The sequence below is a fragment of the Dorea longicatena genome, assembly GCF_024168045.1.
Taxonomy (GTDB): Bacteria; Bacillota; Clostridia; order Lachnospirales; family Lachnospiraceae; genus Dorea_A.
On the sequence record NZ_CP100126.1, the window covers coordinates 2,047,669 to 2,071,501 of the forward strand.

The 23,833-nt window shown below is 43.5% G+C and carries 18 protein-coding genes; all 18 read right to left on the bottom strand.

Annotated elements, in window-relative coordinates; translation table 11 throughout:
• Nucleotide 1 precedes the first annotated feature (1 nt).
• The 18 genes from NKF87_RS09695 to addB all read right to left on the bottom strand — a co-directional run bounded on the left by NKF87_RS09695 (nt 2) and on the right by addB (nt 23,739).
• The gene (locus tag NKF87_RS09695) at nt 2–2,197 is read right to left on the bottom strand and encodes a YhgE/Pip domain-containing protein (protein ID WP_117598434.1); all 2,196 of its coding nucleotides are present in this window, start codon (nt 2,195–2,197) and stop codon (nt 2–4) included.
• Nucleotides 2,194–4,746: a YhgE/Pip domain-containing protein gene (locus NKF87_RS09700; RefSeq protein ID WP_117598433.1), complete on the bottom strand. Its 2,553-nt coding sequence runs from the start codon at nt 4,744–4,746 to the stop codon at nt 2,194–2,196. Before NKF87_RS09700 ends, NKF87_RS09695 begins: the two co-directional genes overlap by 4 nt.
• A 211-nt stretch (nt 4,747–4,957) precedes the next feature.
• Nucleotides 4,958–5,860, bottom strand: a complete 903-nt coding sequence (locus tag NKF87_RS09705) for a dihydroorotate dehydrogenase (protein ID WP_028086912.1) — start codon at nt 5,858–5,860, stop codon at nt 4,958–4,960.
• Complete coding sequence (locus tag NKF87_RS09710) at nt 5,860–6,642, bottom strand: dihydroorotate dehydrogenase electron transfer subunit (RefSeq protein ID WP_117598432.1); 783 nt, start codon at nt 6,640–6,642, stop codon at nt 5,860–5,862. Before NKF87_RS09710 ends, NKF87_RS09705 begins: the two co-directional genes overlap by 1 nt.
• Before the next feature lie 68 nt (nt 6,643–6,710).
• Nucleotides 6,711–7,637, bottom strand: a complete 927-nt coding sequence (gene pyrF / locus NKF87_RS09715; RefSeq protein WP_117598431.1) for an orotidine-5'-phosphate decarboxylase — start codon at nt 7,635–7,637, stop codon at nt 6,711–6,713.
• A gap of 136 nt (nt 7,638–7,773) precedes the next feature.
• Entirely contained in the window at nt 7,774–8,949 is a 1,176-nt protein-coding gene (locus tag NKF87_RS09720) for a S41 family peptidase (protein WP_117598430.1), read from the bottom strand.
• Nucleotides 8,950–8,980: 31 nt separating this feature from the next.
• Nucleotides 8,981–10,141, bottom strand: coding sequence for a murein hydrolase activator EnvC family protein (locus tag NKF87_RS09725; RefSeq protein WP_117598429.1), 1,161 nt, complete (start codon nt 10,139–10,141; stop codon nt 8,981–8,983).
• Between the two features lie 27 nt (nt 10,142–10,168).
• Nucleotides 10,169–11,077: a permease-like cell division protein FtsX gene (ftsX, locus tag NKF87_RS09730; protein WP_117598428.1), complete on the bottom strand. Its 909-nt coding sequence runs from the start codon at nt 11,075–11,077 to the stop codon at nt 10,169–10,171.
• Nucleotides 11,067–11,753 (bottom strand): cell division ATP-binding protein FtsE, encoded by a 687-nt coding sequence (ftsE, locus tag NKF87_RS09735; protein WP_028086906.1) that lies wholly within the window; start codon nt 11,751–11,753, stop codon nt 11,067–11,069. Before ftsE ends, ftsX begins: the two co-directional genes overlap by 11 nt.
• Nucleotides 11,754–11,769: 16 nt before the next feature.
• Nucleotides 11,770–12,858, bottom strand: coding sequence for a PucR family transcriptional regulator (locus NKF87_RS09740; protein WP_055284660.1), 1,089 nt, complete (start codon nt 12,856–12,858; stop codon nt 11,770–11,772).
• Between the two features lie 213 nt (nt 12,859–13,071).
• Nucleotides 13,072–13,746, bottom strand: a complete 675-nt coding sequence (locus tag NKF87_RS09745) for a WecB/TagA/CpsF family glycosyltransferase (protein ID WP_055284658.1) — start codon at nt 13,744–13,746, stop codon at nt 13,072–13,074.
• An 85-nt stretch (nt 13,747–13,831) separates the two neighbouring features.
• Nucleotides 13,832–14,050 (bottom strand): small, acid-soluble spore protein, alpha/beta type, encoded by a 219-nt coding sequence (locus NKF87_RS09750; protein WP_117598427.1) that lies wholly within the window; start codon nt 14,048–14,050, stop codon nt 13,832–13,834.
• Nucleotides 14,051–14,141: 91 nt separating this feature from the next.
• Entirely contained in the window at nt 14,142–14,339 is a 198-nt protein-coding gene (locus NKF87_RS09755; RefSeq protein WP_055284694.1) for a PspC domain-containing protein, read from the bottom strand.
• A 123-nt stretch (nt 14,340–14,462) separates the two neighbouring features.
• Complete coding sequence (locus NKF87_RS09760; protein WP_117598426.1) at nt 14,463–15,410, bottom strand: DUF4097 family beta strand repeat-containing protein; 948 nt, start codon at nt 15,408–15,410, stop codon at nt 14,463–14,465.
• A gap of 3 nt (nt 15,411–15,413) precedes the next feature.
• Nucleotides 15,414–16,187 (bottom strand): DUF1700 domain-containing protein, encoded by a 774-nt coding sequence (locus NKF87_RS09765; RefSeq protein WP_055284651.1) that lies wholly within the window; start codon nt 16,185–16,187, stop codon nt 15,414–15,416.
• Nucleotides 16,184–16,507, bottom strand: coding sequence for a PadR family transcriptional regulator (locus tag NKF87_RS09770; RefSeq protein WP_055284649.1), 324 nt, complete (start codon nt 16,505–16,507; stop codon nt 16,184–16,186). Before NKF87_RS09770 ends, NKF87_RS09765 begins: the two co-directional genes overlap by 4 nt.
• Before the next feature lie 192 nt (nt 16,508–16,699).
• Nucleotides 16,700–20,377: a helicase-exonuclease AddAB subunit AddA gene (addA, locus tag NKF87_RS09775; RefSeq protein ID WP_117598425.1), complete on the bottom strand. Its 3,678-nt coding sequence runs from the start codon at nt 20,375–20,377 to the stop codon at nt 16,700–16,702.
• Nucleotides 20,378–20,379: 2 nt separating this feature from the next.
• Complete coding sequence (addB, locus tag NKF87_RS09780) at nt 20,380–23,739, bottom strand: helicase-exonuclease AddAB subunit AddB (protein ID WP_117598424.1); 3,360 nt, start codon at nt 23,737–23,739, stop codon at nt 20,380–20,382.
• Nucleotides 23,740–23,833: the final 94 nt, after the last annotated feature.

Sequence of the window (23,833 nt, forward strand, 5' to 3'; positions counted from 1 at the left end):
ATTACATAATCTTTGTCTCTTCCAGCTTTTCTGCAAATGCCTCGTTCATCCGGATTACCGGTTTGCGCAGAAGCAGTCCTAGAATCAATGACAAAAGCAGGAAGATTCCCAGCTTCCCAAGTTCCGTCCAGTATGTCATACCATACATTCCGCCAATCGTCTCCCTGAATGCCGCCATACTATGAACAAATGGCAGTAACGGATATACTGCTTTAAAAAACGCCGGTGCCACTTCAATCGGGAATGTTCCTCCGGAACCTGCCACCTGCATGACCAGAAGTACAACACTGACTGCTTTTCCGATATCTCCGAATGACACCGTCAGTGTATAAATGATATTCACATATACGATGCTCGAGAACCATCCTGCCAGCATAAACAAGAACGGATGCTTACACTGGATGCCCAGATATAACAGATCTCCCAGACAGATCAGAGTGCTCTGCAGCAGACCAACGATCAGGAAGATGAGATAACGGCCCAGGTATTCCTGATGTGGTTTTACTTTCTTCAGACCTTCAGTACATTTTGTCGAAACACCTGTCTTTAACATGGCAACCAGTACGATTCCGCCGATCCAGATCGACAAGGTGGAATAGAACGGTGCCATCGAAGAACCATAATTTTCAATCTTATAGACCTGATTCGTCTTCAGGCTTACCGGTGCTGCCAGGAACTCTCCGATCACACTGGAATCCCCGGAGATCAGTTCTTCCAATTGAGAAAAGTCTCCGCCCGACTGCATCTGACTGATCTTTCCTGTTGTCTCGCTGATCTTTCCGGATGCTTTATCCAACAGCTTGCAGGAATGATCCAGTGCCTTATTGATCTGTGTCAGATCTGCGGAAGCCGAAGATGACAGATCATAGACTCCGTCCACACTTGCATCCAGCTGATCCATCAGACTGCCCAGACTGCTGCTGGTATCTCCCATGGATTTGGAAAGCTTATCCAAACTATTTTTTACATTCTTTTCATAGTCGGATTTCACATTTGCAAGACTGTCCGCACTTTCTTTTACCAGTTTGTCCAGCTCTGCCTTATTCTGGATTGCTGTGCCGGATGCATCTGTCAGAGAGGATGCCGTGCTCTGTAACTGATTCTTAAGCTCTGTCTGTGTTGCGATTGTCTCACCGAGCTTCCCTGAAATGTTGCCGAGCAATGCATTCAGTTTCGTATTGCCAAGTCCGCTCACTTTATCTGCCATATCATCTACCGAATTCTGCAGTGACTGATAGGCGGCTGTTACCTTTTCCACGCTGGATGCCAGAGTGTTCAATGTCGCCGCTACATCTGCCGCACTCTGTGAATTGGATGCAAATGCGGAATCAATGATCCCGGACATCTGTGAATAAAATTCCTTTCCGGAATTCAGTGCCTCATTTACGCCATCCGTTGCACCGTTGATCGTTCCTTCAATCCCATTGAATGATTTCTTCGTTGTCTTCAAGGCATCTGTTGTCTTATCCGAACGGTTCTGTGTCTCTTTCAGAAATGTGCCTGTCGTATCCAGAAGCTGCTGTGCAGATGTCGTCATTCCCGCAAAGGAACTTAATGTCGCAGATGCCACATTCAGGTCCGAACCGATCTGGTCCAGATTATTTGCCAGATTCCCTGCAATGGATTCTACTCCATTCTGATCTGCCACATTGGTAACTGCTTTGAAAGAAGTAATAACCGTATCACTGATCGTTTCAATAAATACTTCATTGACCTGTCTCTGGATCGCGCTTGCTCCTTTATCTGTAACCTTCGGTGCGATCGCATTTTCTTTTGCATTCGAATAGTATGTGATACTTGGTTTACTGATATTTTCAGAGAACAGACTCATCATATCTGTACTGAAGTTTTCCGGTATCACGATCGCCGCATAGTATTTTCCGGATTTTACTCCGGATACTGCTTTTTTCTTGCTGGTAAATACCCAGTCAAGCTGCGAATTACTGCGAAGTGATGTCAGTACCTGATCTCCCATATTTAGTTCGAGCGGAATCAGGCTGCCTTCATACCCCTTATCCACGCTTGCCACCGCAACTTTTAAGTTTCCTGTATTTTTATATGGATCCCAGCTTGCTGCAATATTAAACCAGGCATAAAGGCAGGGAACAACGGTGATTCCCATAATGACGATCATAGCGATCACATTATTTTTAATCCGTTTTATATCTCTCCGGAAAATCTCCCATATATTTTTCATACGCCTTTTTCCTCCTTTATTCCCCGTATCAGATCTTCTGTTGTCATTCCTGTGGCAGCAAGCTGTTTTAACATCTTATCGTGTATATATTCTACACAGATCAGATACAGTGCAAGCGCGATCAGCGATACGATCCATAACACCAGAAATACCAGTTTGGATTCCAAGCTGAACATCAGTATCAGGAAAATGAGCGGGATAATGATCATTCCAAGGAATCCAAAGCGGATCATCTTCGGATAACGCTTCTCGAATTTTTCTGATCTTTCCAGGAATTCCTGTTTCCACTCATCATCTTCCATTAACGTCTTCATCATCATGGTCAGTTCCGGCCGTTTCCGCTCTGCTGTTTCCGTCTCTCCCAGCATCAGTTCTGTCTCTGACAGCCGCTTATCGAACAAATGATTCAGATTCATAAGCAGCGGACGAAGTCCCAGACCGATGAAAATCGATATCGGGAAGAAGATTGCCAGTATTCCCAGATATTTCCAGATATTCGCTCCATACATACCGGCAATGCATTCACGCATTGCACTGATTCCATATGTGAAAGGAAGCAGCGGATGAAGTTTCTGGAAAAATGCAGGTGTCATCTCGATCGGATATGTTCCTGCCGATCCCGGGATCTGTAAAATAACCAGTACAACTCCCAGTGCTTTTCCGATATGCTTGAACGTAAGTGCCAGTGCATAGATCAGATTTACATAGATAAAGGAACAGAAGATGCCTACACATACGAATGCGACCGGGTGTACGCATTGTACTTTCAGAAGCACAATATCGCCCAGACACACGATCAGACCCTGTACCAGGCCTACCGCCATAAATAACATCCATCTGCCAAAATAAGCCTGTGATGCCGTAAATCTGTGAATCTTCCCGTCTCTATCCACTTCCTGTTTCAGAATGGATACCAGGATCAGTCCGCCTACCCACAATGCCAGATTGGTATAAAACGGTGTCATACCGGATCCATAATTTTCCACATCATACAATACTTTCGACTGAACACTTACCGGCGAAGACATAAAACCGGCAATGGAATCCGCATCAATCCCCTCCAGAGAGGTCAGTTTCTGATACATCTGTGAACTTTGCAGTGCTCCCAGATCGTCCTGAACCGAAGCCAGCGATTCATCTACCCGCTTCAGCACCTCTTTTGTCTGTCCCAGTGCCGAGGCACTGTCTTTCAAGCTGCTGTTGAGCTGATTCAGGATACTCTTCATCTGTTCAACCGTTGGTTCTACACCATCCAGTGTTGAGGCCAGGCTTCCGCTTAATGAAGCCAGACTGTCCAGTGACTGGTTCAATTGCGGCATTAATGTCTGCGCAAAATTACTGCGGTAATCCTGCAGACTTTTCTTGCTGTCTTTTACAAGCTTTTCCAGAGATGTCCGTGTACTCTGCGCTGTTGTCACTGCATTCTGAATTCCTTTATTGCCATTCTTCAATGAAGACACCAGCCCCTGAAGGGACGCATTCTGGCTCTCCAGTTCGGAAATCTTTTGTGCGATCAATGCCGAAAACTGCTGTGATAATTCTGTATTTCCCTGAATCTGTTCATTCAGCGCTTTTAACTGACTCAGCAATTCCTGATTCCTGGCAAGGAGAGTGGATGCTGTTGTCAGGCTTCCGTCTACTGTCGTCAGAGCCTGTCCTGCCTTCGTCTCGAATATGCCCAGTTTTGCCGATGCAGACACATAGGTATTATTCAGAAGCGTCTCGCCGTTCGACATATTATCCGAGAACTGTGTCGAAAATATTCCTACTGCTGTTCTTGTGTCTGAAAGTACCGTTCCGCTATCTGAAAGTGTCTGCACTCCTGATTTTGCCGATGCATTGACCTGATCCAGTGTTTTTACCGCATTCTGGATCACTTCATCTGACTTATCCACCGTTTTCTGAAAATTTTCCAGCACTTTGTTATATTCTTCCAGATTCTTCCTTGTCTCGGCAACCGCACGGATCAGACTCGAATTTCCCTCCGTCACTCTTCCTGCGATATCTCCGGCTTTTTCACTCAGCAGCTTTGAAATGGATTCTGCCGCCACCGAAGAAAAGGTGTCATTGATCTCCTGCTGGATCGTGCCTGCACCTGTATCTGTGATCTTCGGGGCGATCGCATTTTTCTTTTCATTAATATAATAATCCAGCTCCGGCTGTTTGATATCTCCCGATAAAATGCTCAGAAGTGATTCGCTGAAATTATCCGGTATCACGATCGCCGCATAATATTTTCCAGATCTTACTCCCTTTTTTGCTTCTTTTGCATCTACAAACTTCCAGCCAAGCTGGTCATTTTTCTTCAGATTGTCTACAATATTTTGTCCTGCGTCCAGTGACATCTGCTCACTGTCGGCACCTTTATCCTCATTGGCAATCGCTACCTGAATTCCTTTGGTATTCCCGTACGGGTCCATATTGGCAGCGATATTAAACCATGCATAAAGAGACGGCAGTACACTGATTCCAACCAGGATCAGTACCGCCGCACGGTTACGGAATAACCGACCGAGATCTCTTTTGAAAATCTGAAATGATTTCTTCATCCACACATCCTCCTTTGGTATCGTCATATACATATCAGTATAACAAAAACATTTCTGAAAATCTACTCAAAAAACTGACTGCCAGTCATGTTTTTATTATAGCATTTGCTATACAGGCACCCGTATTTTTACCATTCACGATTTTTCTTATATTTTCCTTACATATTTCCAAGAAAAAAGAGACATTGCCGATAGCAGTGTCTCTTTATCATTATTTTACAATACCAACCATATCTTTCACGGATTCAAATCCATTTTTCTTCATATATGCTTCGATTCCGTCAATGATCTCTATTGTTGCATTTGGATTATAGAAATTCGCGGTTCCCACAGATACTGCGGATGCTCCTGCAAGAATCATCTCGATTGCATCTTCCGGTGTAGCAATTCCTCCCATTCCGATAATCGGAATATTGACCGCCTGCGCCGTCTGGTATACCATACGGACTGCGATTGGATGTACAACCGGTCCCGATACGCCGCCGGTCTTATTAGCTACCGCAAATGTTCTGCGGTTGATATCAATCTTCATTCCCGTCAGGGTATTGATCAGAGACAATGCATCCGCACCACCGGCTTCTGCTGCCTTTGCGATCTCTGTAATATCCGTAACATTTGGTGTCAGTTTCATGATGATCGGCTGTTTTGCGATCTTTTTGATCTGAGCCGTCAGTTCTTCTACATGCTTTGCGTCCTGTCCAAATGCAAGAAATCCCGCATTGACATTCGGGCACGAGATATTGATCTCCATCATATCAATCGGTTCATCCGCCAGCCGCTCAACAACCGCAAGATACTCTTCCGGCGCATGTCCGCAGACATTCACAATGATCTTTGTATCATATTTCTTCAGAAACGGAATATCTCTTTTACAGAACAGGTCAATTCCCGGATTCTGAAGTCCGATCGCATTCATCATCCCGCCGTATACCTCTGCTACACGTGGTGTCGGATTGCCCGGCCACGGGACATTTGCGACTCCCTTGGTCGTCACCGCTCCGAGACGGTTCAGATCGACAAACTCACCGAATTCTTCTCCCGAACCAAATGTACCGGAAGCCACTGTAACCGGATTCTTCCACTCTACGCCGGCAATATTTACTTTCATATCCATTATAAATCCACCTCCGTAGACAAGAATACTGGTCCGTCTTTACAGATTCTCTTGTTATTCACGTTGCTGTGTGCATCTTTTTCCTTTGTCTTGCAGACACATGCCAGACAGGCTCCAATTCCGCATGCCATTCTCTCTTCCAGAGAAATATAGCATTCGATCCCCTTCTCTTCTGCATAAGTCTTGATCGCCCGCAGCATTGGTGTCGGTCCGCATGCAAATATCATATCTGCATCCAGATTCTGCTCACGGATAGCATCCATGACATTCCCTTTTGTTCCTACACTTCCGTCTTCTGTGGAAATATATAAGGTCCCGTTCTGTTCAAATTCGTCTTTCAGGAATGTATGTGCATCTCTGTAGCCGACAACAATCTGCTTTTCTTCGCACTGCATCTGTTTGGCAAGTTCCAGGATTGGCGGAACACCGATTCCTCCACCCATCAGGAATACTTTCTTTCCTTCTGCTTTCTCATATGGAAATCCATTTCCCAGAGGTCCGATCACCGGCACAGTATCTCCTGACTTTAATTCCGAGAACTGTTTTGTTCCGGTCTTTTCTCCGGTTACACGGTATACCAGTCTTAATTTTTTTCCCTCTTTATCAATTTCACAGATACTGATCGGACGCGGAAGTAATTTGCTTGCATCTGCCGTGTATACAGATACAAACTGTCCCGGTCTGGCAGTCCGTGCTGCTTCTGTCTCAATCCACAGACTGTAGATCCCGTCTGCCAGCATCTCCTGTGACAGAACTTTCGCCTGTTCTTTCTTTTTCTCCATCTTCCTTTATCTCCTGTTAAGATTACTCTGTCATACGTTTTTATCTGTCTTTTTTTTCAGATCAGACCTTATCTGTTCTCAAGTGCTCCTTTGATATCTGCTACCATAGTCTCAACTGCTGCTCTGGATGCATCACCAAAGTTCTCAGCTCCAAACTTTGCATACTGCTCCTGCTTGTATGCCGCAATGATTCCTCTTGAAGAGTTCACGATTGCTCCAAGTCCATCCTCATTAAAGAAGTGTACCAGATCTTTTCCTTTTCCCCCCTGTGCACCGTAGCCAGGAACCAGGATATATGCCTTCGGCATTACTTTTCTAAGTACTTTTCCCATCTCCGGATAAGTTGCTCCAACTACTGCTCCTACATAACTGTACTCATCACCCATGACTTCTGATCCCCATGCAGCCACTTTCTCTCCGACCAGTTCATACAACGGACGCCCATCGATCTTCTGATCCTGGAATTCTCCGCTGGATGGATTGGAAGTCTTAACAAGGACAAAGATTCCCTTCTTTTCTTCTTTGCATACATCCAGGAATGGATTGACTCCGTCTGAACCAAGGTATGGATTGACTGTTACAAAGTCTTCGTCAAATGGTGCATATATCTTGCTTCCTACTTTCACTTTTCCAATATGACCAACCGCATAAGCTGCAGATGTAGAGCCAATATCTCCTCTTTTTATATCCCCGATGACAACCAGTCCTTTTTCCTTACAGTAATCTACCGTCTTCTTAAATGCCGCAAGTCCCGGAAGACCGAATTGTTCATACATCGCGATCTGTGGTTTTACTGCAGGGATCAGATCATACGTCTTATCTACGATTTCTTTATTGAACTGCCAGATTGCTTCAGCGGCACCTTCCAGTGTCTCACCATACTCTGCAAACGCTTTCTGCTGAACCTGTTCTGGAATGTAGTTTAACATTGGATCCAGACCTACTACGATCGGTGCTCCTGTCTTCTTTATGTTGGCTACTAACTGATTAATCAATGTCTTTTCCTCCTATTTTACATGTATCATCTTAATTTTACATTATTTATATTTTACCATAAGGCATACTAAAAGGGAATGCCTAACTGCATTCCCTTCCAAACTCTTCTTCTGCCATGTCATTGCCGGCACACCATTACTTCATCTGTGCCTTTACTGTCTCTACTGCTTTTTCAAGCTGGTTATCTGCATCCGGATTTTCTTCATCGCTCTGGTACTTGATTTTTACATCCGGTGTAATTCCTTTTCCATTAATGCTTCTTCCCTTTGGAGTAAAATACTCTGCAATCGTAAGTTTTACAGCTGTTCCGTCATCCAGATCAAAAATCTGCTGTACAACACCCTTTCCATATGTCTGGGTTCCTACAATCTTACCGATTCCATAATCCTGGATTGCACCGGAGTAGATTTCTGATGCGCTGGCACTGTTACCATTTACCAAAACTGCCAGCGGCTTGGTAAACTGATGCTCTTCATCAGATTTCATCTCTGTCTTTTTGCCATCTTTGTCTTCTGTATAGACGATCAGTCCCTTTGGCAGCATCAGATCCAGCATATCACATACCGTACTAAGTGAACCTCCCGGATTATTACGCAGATCCACCACTAATCCTGTCATTCCCTGCTTCTCAAGATCATCCAGTGCTTCTTCGTACTGATCATAGGTTACCGTATCGAATTCAGACACTCTGATATAACCGATCTTGTCATCCATCAGCTTATACTCTATCGTCTGTGCCTGCACAGTGTCTCTTGTAGCAGTCACAGTTACCTCCTTCGCATTTTCTCCTCTTAATACGGTAAGTTCTACTGTTGTTCCTTTTTCGCCTTTTATTTTACTTACAACTTTCGAAAGATCTTTTCCTGTTACTTCTTTTCCTTCTACCTTATATAGGATATCATTGTCCTTAAGTCCAGCTTTTTCAGCCGGAGAATCCTTATATATCTGAACCAGAGTAATCACTCCTGTCTCCGTGTTCTGAGACATCACAGCACCGATTCCGGAATATTCCCCACCGGTCGATTCATATAATTCTTTCGTCTCTTTCTTGTTGTAATATACCGAGTATGGATCATTCAGACCATTGATATAACCTTTATAGATTCCATCTTCCAGATTCTTCTCTTTTACGTCCCCCATATAATGCTTCTTGACCAGGTTCTGTAATTCCGATATCTTATCCTCTGTTTTTGATGTGATATCACTGCTTCCACTATTTACTTTTAATCCGCAGGACACAAGTCCCGCTGCCAATAACATAGCAAGGGCGCCACAAAGCGCCCCTTTCAAAAAACTTTTTCTGTTTTTCATTTATCTGCCTCTTACTATGATCTGTCTTTTATTACAGATAGTTTGCCGGATTGACCGGTGTTCCATTCAACATTACCTGAAAATGAAGATGCGGTCCGGTTGAATTACCGGTTGTTCCTACTGCCGCAACATTCTGTCCTTTGCTGACTTTCTGCCCTGCACTTACATAAATCTTACTGCAATGCATATAATATGTCAGCAGACCGTTACCATGATTGATTACCAGCAGATTTCCTGCATTCCCTGCATATCCTGCTGAAATCACAGTTCCCGCTGCCGCTGCATAGATTGGTGTTCCTGTTGCAGCTGCAAAATCAATTCCTTTATGATTCGTACTTGCTCCTGCAATCGGCTGTGTTCTATAGCCAAATGTACTTGAGATATACCCGGCCGGACAAGGATGGGTAAATGTTCCATTCCCTGATACAACCGGCGAACCGGCAGAACTTGAAGATGAACCTGTATTCTTAGATGCCGCTGCTGCCTGCGCTTTTTTCGCTGCTGCCGCTGCTTCAGCTGCCTCTTTTTGTTTTTTCTCAGCTGCGGCTGCCGCTGCTTCTAACTGAGCCAGCTTATTCTTTGTATCGCCAAGTTCACTGTCCAGCTTCTGTATCTCGCTTTGTTTGCTCGTCAGCAGCTGATTGACATTATCCTGTTTTGCGATCAGATCATCCTGCATTGTCTGCAGTTGTTTGTATTCTTTCTGAAGCTCTGCTTCCTGATTCTCCACATCTGTTACAACCTTCTGAAACTCCACCAGCATATTTCTGTCATAACCAGATATCGTACTGATATATTCTGCATTATTCAGAAATTCTCCGATTGATTTAGAAGAGCATAAGATTTCAATAAATCCGGTATTTCCGTTCTCATACATAAAACGGATTCTCTTTTTCATGCTTTCATACTGGTCATTTTCTTTTGCTTTTGCAAGAATCAGCTCGTCTTCTTTATTCGAGATTTCACTTTCCTTATCCGAGATTTTTTTCTTTGTCTTTTCCATCTCATTTACCAGATTACTCAGTTGATTGGCAAGAGATGTCTTCTCACTCTCGGCAGTTTTTTTCTTATTCTCCAGCTCTTCTGCTTTTTTCTTTGTATCATCTATCTCAGTTGCATACGCCGGCATGAACATTCCACATGTAAGTGCCATTGTCAGCAGAAGACTTATCCTCTTCTTTCTATTTATCATATGTCGTTCCTTTCCGGATCAGAAGCATTATACTTTCAAATGCTTGCGGATTGTAAAGAAACTTCCAACAAAACCAATTCCCACACCTAATGCGATTCCGATTGGAAGCAATGTTCTGTAAACATTTGCTACTGGAAGGAAGTCTACAATGTTATTCAGCAGGCTGAATTTTGTCATAATATATGTAATTGCTTTATCATACATAAAGTACAAAAGTACCAGCGGAATGACCGCTCCTACAGCTCCGATGATCAGACCTTCGATTACAAACGGAGCACGGACGAATCCGTCTTTTGCACCGATATACTTCATGATCGCAATCTCTTCACGTCTTACTGTAATACCCATAGTAACTGTATTACTGATCAGGAATACAGATACTGCGAGCAGAATTGCAATAATTGCTACAGACACATATCCCACCAGCTTATTCACACTTGTCAGCGTCTTTGCTACCACATCCGATTTATTAACTTTACGTACTCCCTCCAGTGATTTTGCAAAAGATACAACACCCTTCTGCTTTGATACGTCCGAGAGATATACTTCATAGTTGTCAGAATTTGCAAGCGGGTTATCACTCTTAAATCCTTCCGCCAGATCACTGGACTCTCCAAAATACTGATCTTTGAACTTGTTCCATGCCGCGTCTGCACTTACATAATTCACTTTCAGTACGCCGTCCTCTTTCTTAAGCTGGGCACCAATCGAGTCTTTCTGTTCCTGCGTTGTATCTTCGTTGAAAAATACGGTGATCGCCACACCTTCTTCTGCTTTTTCCACGATATAATTAAAGTTCACTACAATGGAATAGAACAGTCCAAACAGGAAGATGCATGCCGCCATCGTTGCAATCGAAGCAATGGAAAACATCTTATTTCTGCGGATGTTCTTAACTCCTTGTTTCATCGAATATCCTATTGTACTAATTCTCATGCTTGTACCCACCTTTTTTCTCGTCGCTTACAATGACACCTTTTTTCATTGTAACAACCCGCTTCTGCATTTCGTTCACGATTTCCTGGTTATGCGTAACGACCAGAACTGTAGTTCCTCTGTCGTTTGCTTCTTCCAACAGCTTCATAATCTCCCATGAATTTGTCGGATCCAGGTTACCGGTAGGCTCATCTGCAAGCAGAATTGCAGGTTCATTCACGATTGCTCTTGCGATTGCAACTCTCTGTTGCTCACCACCGGATAATTCCTTTGGAAATGCCTTGTATTTTTGGGCAAGCCCTACCAGTGACAATGCCGCCGGTACTTTTTTCTTGATAATTCTTGTAGATGTCTCTGTTACTCTCTGTGCAAACGCAATATTTTCATAGATATTGCGATCCTTTAACAGACGGAAATCCTGGAATACAACACCGATATTTCTTCTGTACATCGGCACTCTCCGATGTTTCATACGGCTTAAGTTATTACCATTTACGATAATTGTTCCAGATGTAGGCTCCAGCTCTTTCATGATAAGTTTAATCAACGTAGACTTACCAGATCCGCTGTCTCCCACGATAAACACAAATTCACCCTGTTCAATCTTCAGATTGATTCCATTCAGGGCTGCAACCCCTTTTGAGTACTCTTTCGTTACTTCTCTTAGTTCAATCATAAGTTCCTCCTGATTATTAATACTCCAGCGACTCCATATACTTCATATACTTCACTACCATAAGTGCGATTTTAAATGTAATGGCGTCTTCAAACACACGCAGATCCAGACCGGTACTCTTCTGCAGTTTATCCAGTCTGTATACCAGTGTATTACGGTGTATATATAATTGTCTGGATGTTTCTGATACGTTCAGATTATTCTCAAAGAATTTATTGATCGTTATCAATGTCTCCTCATCAAAATCATCCGGCGATTTTCCCTCAAAAATCTCACGTATGAACATCTTACAAAGTGGAATCGGCAGCTGATAGATCAGACGTCCAATTCCCAAAGCACTGTATGCAATAACGCTGCGTTCACTGAAGAATATCTTACCGACATCAAGAGCTAATTTGGCTTCTTTATATGATTTTGAAACTTCTTTGATATCACCGACAACTGTTCCGTATGCTATCAGAATATCTTCTTCTCCATCTTCTTTCAGGAGCGTATACATATTCTCCGCAATCTTCTCCAGTTCCGCATGGCCATCATTCGGTTCCAGTTCCTTTACCACGATAATATTCTTCTCATCAACAGCTGTCACAAAATCCCTGGTACGGTTACCAAGAAGTGTTCTCACGTTGTCGAGCGCATTCGTATCTTTTTCATGCTTTGTTTCAATAATAAAGATAACACGTCTTACTTCTGTGTCAATATGTAATTTCTTAGCACGGTTGTAAATATCTACCAGCAGCAGATTATCCAGCAACAGGTTTTTAACAAAATTGTCCTTATCAAATCTTTCTTTATATGCGATAAGAAGATTCTGAATCTGAAAGGCCGCGATCTTGCCTACCATGTAAACATCATCACTTCCCCCATTGGCAAGAAGTATGTATTCCAGCTGATGTTCATCAAAAATCTTAAAAAACTGATATCCCTGCACGACCTGACTGTCTGCCGGGGATTCAACAAAGGAAAGTACCTCCTCTACGTAGTTCTCCTGTTCTGAGAATGTGCTTGCAAGAGATTTACCGTCTGTGTCCATCACGCAAAAGTCAATTCGTGTAATCCCTTTCAATCCTTCAATTGTGTTTTGAAGTATTTGATTAGATATCATATTCCATCTCCTCCACTCTTTTCAATATGCATTTTACACAACAAATTCACTACAATAATCTACAAAATACATATCGTCAAATCTTATCTTAATATATATAACCAAAAAAATAAAGAGGAAATCACACTTTTTTGGTGATTTCCTCAGTTTTTTTACATTTTGTACATATTTATTGCATAGACATAGTGACGAAATAACTTTCTTATATTTTTCTTAGGATTTCATTTTCAGCTTATTTTTTTCCATTTCACGTCTGAAAATGTGATTCAAGAGATACTTTGCAATTTTCCCCTGACCGAATCCCGGCTTACGTGGCGAGAATATCTTCTTTCCAACTCCGATCCAGACTCTTACATCCAGAAGATTTCTGTTTTTTGCAATAAAATCTTCCTGTAATGGAACCGATAATGCCGAAAGGACACAATCCACTTCACTTCCGTTGATCGCATTCACCAGCATATCATCCGCTCTGCCTTCTGCAGATACCTTCGCCAACCCAACTAACTGAATCCCACTATATGCCTTCTGCAGATACCGGAATGCCTCCTGCCCTTCTTCTTCTGACTCTACCAGCAGATAGAGTCTTTTATGGTTCTTATGCAGATAGCGCATAAACATCTTCAGATACAATTCCATATTAATCTCTTCCGGCAGTTCCGGTTCTTCCGCTGCTTCAAGGATCAGCTTTTCCCCCGGCAATATCATATCAAATTCATTCATCTTTTCTTTCAGTTCCGGGAGATCGTTCATCTGCATCAGCGCATCTACCGATACAACATCTATCACACTCACAGGTTCAGATTCCAGAAATGCAATTGTTTCCTTCATGGCTTCTTTCGCTGTAAAACTGTCTATATTTACACCTAAAACATTAATCTTCTCGTTCATATCCTCACCTGCTAACTCTTTTACCAGTTGTTCGATTATAGCAAATGGATATTTTCTTTTCAACCTTTATTACATAATATTCATACTAATTAACATTCGTAATATTTTTGTCATTTTTGTCATTCTGTCGTTTCTTTTTCGTGATCAGGCCTCCGATTCTTCCGGTTTCCTTGGAAGTGAGGGATTTCCACCCATCTTTCATTACCCGGTCGAGAAGTCCTAATTCTTCCGCAATCTCGTATTTGACTTTTTCATCAGGTGTAAGATCTTCCAGACGGACAGGTATTTTCTTTTTTGATGGCATATTGATTGATTCCTTTCGTTTTTTATCAGTATGCCACCTTTCCTGCTATTTCATACATCACAGTATTTTTTCATCCCTGAATAAAAATATCCTAATACTCTTCCGGGTCATCCGGTATGATGATTGCCGCAACGATATAAGCCAGTATTCCTGATCCTGCTCCCATTGAGATCAGCACAAATGCCAGTCTTACAAGCGTCGGATCTATATTGAAATATTTTGCAATTCCACCGCATACTCCGCATATCATTCTGTCTTTTCTTGACCGGTATAATCTTTTTCCTTCCATAATTCTATCCTCCATATTCTTGATATAATCTACGATACATACGCTGTTTATATTTCCCGATTTCCGGATCCGTGTGCATCTGCAGGATCTGCCACCGGCAGCTCCTTTCGAACGCATGGCGATTTACATCTGTTCCATAAATGTCACATTGATAGATCCGATACCACAGTCGATATCCATTTTCTTGTCTGCACCATTGTCAATACTGTTCTCTCTGCCGAAACCTGAGAAACTGTAATCGCCACACTGAATCTCTCCGATACCGCAGTCCAGATCATAATTATAATCGTTCTGGTTTCCTTTTAGCTTTAAATTGATCTCTCCTACACCGCAGTCTGCATCGATCTTTTTCTTCGCATCGCCTGCTGCGGTTACGGAACCGGCTCCACATTTGAATTCTGCTTTATCAGCTGAAAATTCCAGAATATTTACTTCACCTGCTCCGGCATTTACCTCCAGATCTTTGGCAAGAATCTGTTCTGCTTTTAATTCTCCCGCCTTCAGGTTCAGTTCTACTTCTTCCAGCTCTATATCTGCAGGAAGTGTCACGGTAATTGTTCCTTTTCCTACATTCCTGGTCTTTGTAATTTTTTTATTCGATGTCAGATATAGAATTCCATCCTTTGCGTATGCACGGAAGCCAAGTTTTTTATGTGTGTCTTTACTTTCTACCGTAATCTCATCTGTATCCGGCTGTGTTTTCAGATGAATCCTTCCTGCACCTACTGTACTCTTTATCTCCCGGATATTCTGATATGCAGCCTTTCCGTTTCCTTCTATAATTCCCGTTGCATCTTTCATCGTCTCTTTCTCCTGTGATGCTGCTGTTTCTTCCTGCTTCCGTTCATTTTGATCATCTTCTTCGTCCTGATCATCCTCTATATCTTCTTCATCTTCTTCATCTGCATCATCCCAGTCTTCATCTTCCGATATCCAGCTGATCCCATGTGGAAATTGACGCGCGATATCTGTCAGGGTCGTTCCCATTCCCCACGAAACCGAACAACATATGATTCCGGCCAGAAACATCGAGCCGCACACGATCCAGAATATTTTCCATCGCTTCTTCATCTTTTATGCCACCACCTTTCTGTGAAATGGTTTTCTTAATATATATACAATTCCTCTGACTATCCCCGGAAATACGATAATGCACAGCCTTACACCGACTACTGTTCCGATCACTCCGATTGCAACTGCCATCAGTCCGGCTCCAAGAACTGCAAGCCCTACGCCGGGATTTGCGATCATGCATCCTATCCCCGCTGCGAAAAGTACAACACCAGCCATCACCACTGCTGCAAACGCAAGTACAATCGCCACAAACACACAGAACGCCGCAATCACAATTCCTGCGATCAACGCCAGAAGTCCGGCTGCAAGTGGTATCACAATTGGACATCCGATCACAACGATTGCCACGATCATAGTCCATTTTAACCATTTATTCGTCCACGGCTTATTCTCCTGACGCTCTCCATACTCATAGCTTCCATTATCCTGGTATATTTTATTATCTTTTTCATCTCCGGATCTGTCCTCCTGATAATACTGATATGTATTTTCCGTATCCGTCTGAGCCTTGTATTCGGAATCTGAAGTTCTTTCTGCCTGCCCTTTTCCAGTATCTGTGTCATATTCTTCCGTAGTTCCTGTGTCTTCCCGGTCCGCTTTGATCTTCATCGCCACTTTTTCCGGACTCTCCAGTTCTTCAATGACATTCTGCTCATTCTCACTTCCTGCGTCATCGAAGTAATCATTATAATACTTCAATGCATCGATCCGATCCTCTTCCGGAATATCCAGAAGCAGTCTGGACAGCGTCTCCATAAATTCTATTCTGTTCATTCTAGTCTACCTCCCTCAAACAATTCGCTGATCTTCCCGGAATATTCTTTCCATTCTTTCTGATACATGGCAAGCTGGATTCTTCCGCTTTCTGTTACTTTATAATAACGTCGGTTTCTTCCGTCAAACTGCCTGTCATAGACTTCCAGATATTCCCCTTTCTGCAGTCTTCGAAGCACCGGATACAATGTAGATTCTGATACATCGATTGCTTTTCTTACATCCTGTGTAATCTTATATCCGTACGTTCCTTCATCTTCCCGCGATACTACCGCCAGCACAATTGCATCCAGAAGAGCTGCACCTGTATTAAAAACCATGCTCTCACTCCCTTTCGCACTATTATCTAATATTATTTTGTTACGCATATTATACGTCGTATAATATAGTATGTCAACACATATTATGTATGTTACAAAATTGTAAGATGCTGATCATATGACACTAGCGGATTCTTCCAAATACATAACGCAAAAAGAAGCACACCCCGACTTGGGATATGCTTCTCTTTGTTATTTTATATAAATTTCTTTCTTCAAAGTAAATGAATATATAATCTTTTCTTTAACCTTTTTTCCTGTCATCTGTTCCAGTGCCTTAGCATAATAGCGCAGCTGCTCCTGGTACTTCTCTGCCAGTTCTTCTCCTCTGTCTGCCTTATCCGTCTTATAATCCAGCACAATCAGTCCATCTGGTTCTTCAAAATAAGCATCAATGATTCCCTGTACCAGGATCAGTTCCCCGTCTTCTTCCTCCGGATACAGCTCTTTTGCATTAATTCCAAGTACAAACGGCTGTTCTCTCCAGAGCTTCTGATTTCTGTCTGCTTCCTGCATCCGTTTTCCCGAATCACATTGCAGAAATCTCAGAATATCTGTCCAACGGACACATGCTGCCGCCTCTTCTTCTATCCTTCCTCTTCTGACCTGTTCCTCCAGCCATCCGGTGAACCATTGTTTCCACGGCTCCTGCATACCGGAAAAATCCAGTAACTCCATCACACGGTGATACGCCGTACCTCTCGGTGCTCCTGTCAGTCCCTCTTCCTGCTGCATGAATTTCGGTAAAAGCGGCACCACTTCCGGTTCTTCGTATAATAAATCACCCTGGCCTTCAAGTTCTTCCCGGCCGCCATCTACCGCAATCTCATAAGCTCTTTTTTTCAATTCCGTAACGGTGAATTTCAGCTTTCTTTCACTGCTCTTTTCATATGGGTAGGAAAATGCGAACTGTTCCTGCAGCATCTCGTGCAATTCCGGTTCATAGATTTCTTCTACATTCCAGTTTTCAAGAATGGCTCTTGAAAGACCGCTCTTTTCTTCTTCCTCTATGCTTTCTTTTATCAGATCCTCCATATGCAGGATCTGAAGTCTGAACAGTTCTTCTTTCTGACTCTTTAATACCGCCGGAAGTATCCAGTCCCAGTATGTGGAAGCATGGCTAAGCTGGGCGAATGATAATGTTCCGTCTGCGTTTCCTCCAAACATCTGATATCCGGTAATCTTATCCTCTGGTTTTGAAAGTGTTCCTGTAATGATCAGCTTCTCTTTCGCACGCGTCAGGGCTACATATAATACACGCAGTTCCTCCCCCAGACTCTCGAGTGCTTCCTCTTTTTGTATCACTTTCTTGATGATACTTGGAATCTTCGTACGATATTCCAGATTCACCGCATCCAGTCCGACTCCCATACCGGCATGGAGTGCCACTGCACTTCTTGCATCCTGCATGTTAAAACGTTTTCCCATTCCTGCAACGATCACAACCGGGAACTCCAGACCTTTACTTTTGTGGATCGTCATTACGCGCACCGTATCCGCATGTTCATCTTCAATACTTGCTTCACCATAATCCACATCATATTTCTGCAGCTGTTCGATATATCTTACAAAATGGAACAATCCTTTATAGCTGGTTGCCTCGTATGCCCTGGCTTTTTCGATCAGCATGTCCAGATTCGCTCTGCGCTGTGCGCCGCCGGGCATCGCTGCCACATAATCTCCATATCCGGTTCGATCCAGTATCTTCCATAAAAGCTCATGCATCGGTGTATATGGTACAATTCTACGTAATTCGTCCATCTCTCCCAGACACTTTTCCAGCTTTTCCCGGATCTTTTGTTCACTTCCATGTACTCTGTACTCTGCAACGCTTTCAAAGAACGGCTTATCCGGATACGCACACCGGATCACTGCCAGCTCTTCGTCTGATATTTCCGCAAATGCCGAGCTTAATACTGCTGCCAGCGGAATATCCTGTCTCCGGTTATCCAGAACCCTCAGATAATCCAGAAGCACGCCGATCTCCTGTGTCTGGAAATATCCTTCACTGGTTCCCGCATAGGTCGGGATCCCTTCACGGTTCAGCACTTCCGTAAATACATCGGCAAATCCTTTAATACTTCTTGTCAGGATCACGATATCCGAATAGCGGACATCTCTCAGTTCTCCGGTCTCCTTATCCGTAACTTTCTGCGACCGCAGAAGTTCCCGGATACGCATGGCGATCATACGGGCTTCCAGCTCTCTCTCGGAAACAATTCCCTTTCCCGTATCTTTATCCGTATTACCAGTGCTGTTTTCTTCTTCTACTGCATCATTCTCCTGATATCCATCCAGATCACCGTCCATCACCAGAATCTCTGTCTCCAGATTCTCCGTCTTCGGATATTCTGCTCCCGGATATAATGCTGCCTGCTTATCGTAGACAATCCCGCCCAGTTTCTCCGTCATAATCTGCCGGAATATCGCATTGGCACCTTCCAGTACTTCCTTCCGGCTTCGGAAATTCTTGTGCAGGTCAATCCTCTGGGTCTGACTTTCTTCTATATTATATGTGTGGAATTTCTCCAGAAATAATTCCGGTCTCGACAGACGGAACCGGTAAATACTCTGCTTCACATCCCCCACCATGAAGATATTGTACCTTCCGCTTCTGCAGGTCGATACACTGGTAAGGATTGCTTCCTGGATCAGGTTGCTGTCCTGATATTCATCGATCATGATCTCCTGGAACTGTTTCTGGTATTCTTCCGCTATTTTTGACGGTCCAAGTCCCGCTTCAGTCTTCTCTGTCAGGATACGCAGTGCATATTGTTCCATATCCGAAAAGTCGATCATATTCTGTGCACGCTTCTGCTCCTCAAACTTCTCCGCAAACAGCCGCACAAGATCTCCCAGTTCTTCCATCGCCGGGGCACATAGTTTCAGATCCTCTACCAGTTCCTGCGGACTTTCATAAAAATACTGCCCGCTGATATTCTTTACAATTCCTTTTACCAGTTCACGGATCTTCTTAACCTGCTCAATCTTTTCTTCCGATACCGTCTTATCTTTATTTGCTGCGATCCTTGCCCATTTTACGTTCGCAAATGCTTCTGCCATCTTCTCATAAGACGGAATCCCGGACAGATCCTCGATCACCTGCATGTCTTTATCCAGCGTTGCCTCATACACCGCCGGACCATCCGGACTTAATGCGATCTTCTCCGCATGAGCCAGCAGTTCTCTTGCATCATCCAGATTCTTTCGGATATCTGTCATCACCTTTTTCATGAAGCTGCTTTCTTCCAGCGTCTTCACATCCGGTATTCCATATACTTTCACACAGGAATCCAGCCATTCTTCACTATCCGGATAACTTCTGGAAAATTCATAGATCTTCAATATCAGATCTTCAATCTTTTTATCATCTCTTCCGGTGCTGTAAGCTGCCGCAAAATCAAGAAACCGTTTATTTCCTTCCTGATATTTCTCCTCCAGCATCTCCTCCAGCACATCATGTCTTAACAGCTTCAGTTCTCCTTCTTCACCGATCCGGAATCCCGGATCAATATCAATCGCATGAAAATGATCGCGGATCACAGAAAGACAGAAGCTGTGGATGGTTGTGATCTGCGCATTATGGATCAGGGTTGCCTGTTGTTTCAAATGCTCATCTTCCGGGTATTCCGTCAGTTTCTTCTCAATTGCAAGACGAATCCTTTCTTTCATCTCTGAGGCTGCCGCCTCGGTAAATGTCACGATCAGGAGCTTATCTACATCCACCGGAGGATCATCTTCTGTCAGCATCGTAATGATACGTTCCACCAGAACAGCCGTCTTTCCGGAACCTGCTGCTGCCGATACCAGAATGTTACGATTCCTCAATTGTATGACTTTCTGCTGTTCTTCGGTCCATTTCACACCCATACTTAATTTCCTCCTTTCCCGCTCTGCTCTGCCTCACTCTGCTCTATCCGCATCGCCGCCATAGCCTCTTCTTTTCCCATCGCTCCGATATCACGGTATTCATATCCAGGGATCTTAACATCGAATCCACAGACATGCCGGTACGGACAGTAATCACAGCCGCTTTCCTGGCCGCGCTTATAAGGAAGGGCTCCTGCTTCACCATTCAATATCTTCGTTCTTGCCTCTTCCATCTGCCTTTTTGCATGAGTCATCATCGCAGAAAAATCCTCTCCCGCAACCACTTTGGAGTACCCTGATACGCTGCCGTTCTTATTATATTTTACCGGAACCGCCAGAGATTCGCCCGAAGTATTATGATCCAGATGCTTTAATATCTCTGTCCCAAGCGGAATGATGCCATCCGGTTTTAACTGCTTTAGAACTGCACGCTCTGCTTTTTCTTTGTCTTCTGTCTTATCTACCAGAGGATCCTGAATACGGTAATAGAACACACCGGCCGGGATTACCTCCTTATCCGGATGGCGCTTTTTCTGAAATTCGACTGCTGCATCCATATAGACCATAAGCTGTAATTGTAAGCCATGATACAATGCAACCACGTCAAATGCCTTACTTCCGGTCTTGTAATCCATAACTTTGACATATATCTGCTCTTCCGTCTCACATATATCAATGCGGTCAATCTTTCCTCCGAAGAAACGCAGTTCATATGCCTCCGGCACAAAGTCCCCGGCTTTCAGCTGGTTCGTAAGTGCCCATACTGTTCTCTCCAGCATCTGCTTCATGCGCACGATCATCTGTTCATTTCTTGCCGTACTGTATAATACAGAATTGCCATAATCTGTAATCGCTTCTTCCACACTTGCATCGATCAGCTTTTTTCTTTCTTCTTCCGGCAATACTGTCCAGCCGCCCGCCTCCGACGCCTTTTTCGAAAACAGTTCCAGGGCCCTGTGACAGACATTTCCCAGATCGACTGCTTTAAATTCATACAGCGGCCGTTCCTTCAGGCGGAGCCCGTAAGCAAGGAAATGTGCACACGCACAGGTCGCATACCGTTCCATTCTCGTGATGCTTCCTTCGAAATTCTCTCCATAAAGTTCTCTTGCTACACGTTCCGATAATGGATCTTCCGGACGCCTGTAGTACCATGCGCGCAAAATCCGGTCCACCGCAGCTTTCCATTCCGGAGATTTCTGATACCAGGTATATAATTCCTGCCAGGTGAGGTCCAGATTCTTCTCCTGCAGTCCACGGATCAGATAAGCAACTCCACTTTTCTCCGTCAGTTCTTTTTCCTTTAGTTTTTTTGCTTCTTCATCCTGAACCTTTAACTCCGGATATAATCTTGATAATTCCTGTATCAGATAAGACGGACGCTGTGCTTTCCCTCCTGCAGACACTTTACTATAATAAATCTTCAGTTTCTCCGACGGCTTAGTCAGGTTCATATACAGGTAAAACTTTTGGACATATGCTTTTTCCTTTCCGCCTGCCGCCAGCGCATGATCCGCCTGCCGGAACTTCTCTCTGTCCTGTTCCGTTAACAGACCGGTTCTCATAAGTGCTCCGGGAAGGAAGCTGTCATTGGCTCCAAGAAAAAAGAGTGCCCTGATGTCTTTTAATCTTGTTCTCTGCATATCTCCTGCCACTACCTGATCCACACTTGGAGGAATCACACCGACTCTTGCCTCTTCCAGTCCTGCATCCAGAAGCTTACAATATTCGTTCAGTCCCACCGGTTCCTCACCCAGAAGTTCTACAAATTTATCAAATAATTCTATAATGATCCGGTAGACCTGTGAATATTCCTTCGCCAGTGCCAGCTCACCTGCTTTCTGAAATTCTTCTTCTGTTCTTTGCAGGCGTTCCTGTATATTTTCCTTCACCATGAACTCATATACTGCCATCGTGATATCTCGCACCGTTTTCCTCTTTTGTTTTAATACAAACATCAGGTTATCCACTTTTTCTACCAGTTGTACACGGTAATGATTCAGCCGGTCCAGTTCCTCTTCTTCCATCCCCTTCAATCTGCGGATCCAACGGTTCTGCCAGCCTTTATATCCCCTGATTCCCAGTCCGAGCACATAGTTTTCCAGTTCATCGACTTCCTCGCAGGCGAATCCTGCAAGATTCGTTCTTAAGAAGCGGAATACACTTTCATAAGAGAAATTCTTTTCCGCCATATTTAGAAGACTCCTTATATATTCTACAAATGAATTCAACAGGATGCTTCTCTTATGATCCATAAACACCGGAATCCCGTAATTCTCAAATGCCTGTTCCAGATAGTCTCCATATACATTCATATCACTGACGATCACACCGATATCTCTGTATCTGTACTGCTCTTTACGTACCAGTCTGCGGATTCCCTCTGCCACTGCATCTGCTTCCTGTCTTGGGTTCCCTGCTGCATGGATTTCCAGATTCTCCACAGCTTTATCATACCTTCCAGACCCGTACCGGAAGATATTTCTCTCCAAAAATGCAAGTTCCTGGTTCTTTTCAAATCGTTTCACCGGATATCCATACAGGCAGACCGGTTCTTCTACCTCTATATGATCTTCCCCCGCCATTCTGACCAGTGTCGTTATCATCTGCTTACTCAGTCCAAACAGCTGATATGGATGTTTATAAGCATACGGATTCTCCCGTTCATCCATCGTAACTGTCACCCAGACTTCCTTGCAGCACCGCATAAGTTCCAGTATCAGCCGGTTCTGCACCGGTGTAAATCCGGTAAATCCGTCAAGAACTACAACACTGTTTTTCAAAAGTTCTGATTCTTTTACCTGACTGTTCAATACATCCAGCAATTCTTCCTTCGTGATATACCGCTCTCTTAAGTAATCCTGAAAACCTTCATACAAAAGCCTGATATCTTTTAACTTGTAATACAATCTGGAGTCTTCATCCAGATGATCCAGCATCTCATCAATCTCTTCTTCCCCGATATCATACTGTGTAAATTCGGATATCACGGATTTTACCTCACTGATATAGCCAAGTTTCTTAATATTCCCTTTCAATACCGTCAGTTTGTTCTCATAATCCCCTGCAATCTTTCTGAGGATCAGGTTTTTTCCTTCATCATCCAGAACCTGCATCTGCTTTGTACCGGTCTCTTCAAATACCCGGTAAGCAAGTCTTGCAAAACTCAGTACATCGATATTCATGATACCGTGTCTCGGATGCATACTGACCAGATCCTTCTGCGTCTGCATTGTGAACTGTTCCGGTACGAGCACTATGAAATTCTTCAGTGGGTATTTTTCTGATTCTTCTATGACATGCTGATATAAATAAGTTGATTTTCCTGAGCCGGATGGCCCGAATACAAATTTTAAAGGCATAAGGTTTCCTCCTTATGCCCTAGTATAACACGAATATATGTTTGTGTATAGCTGTAAAACCTGCTTTTATACTGTCATTCACGACAGCTTTTGC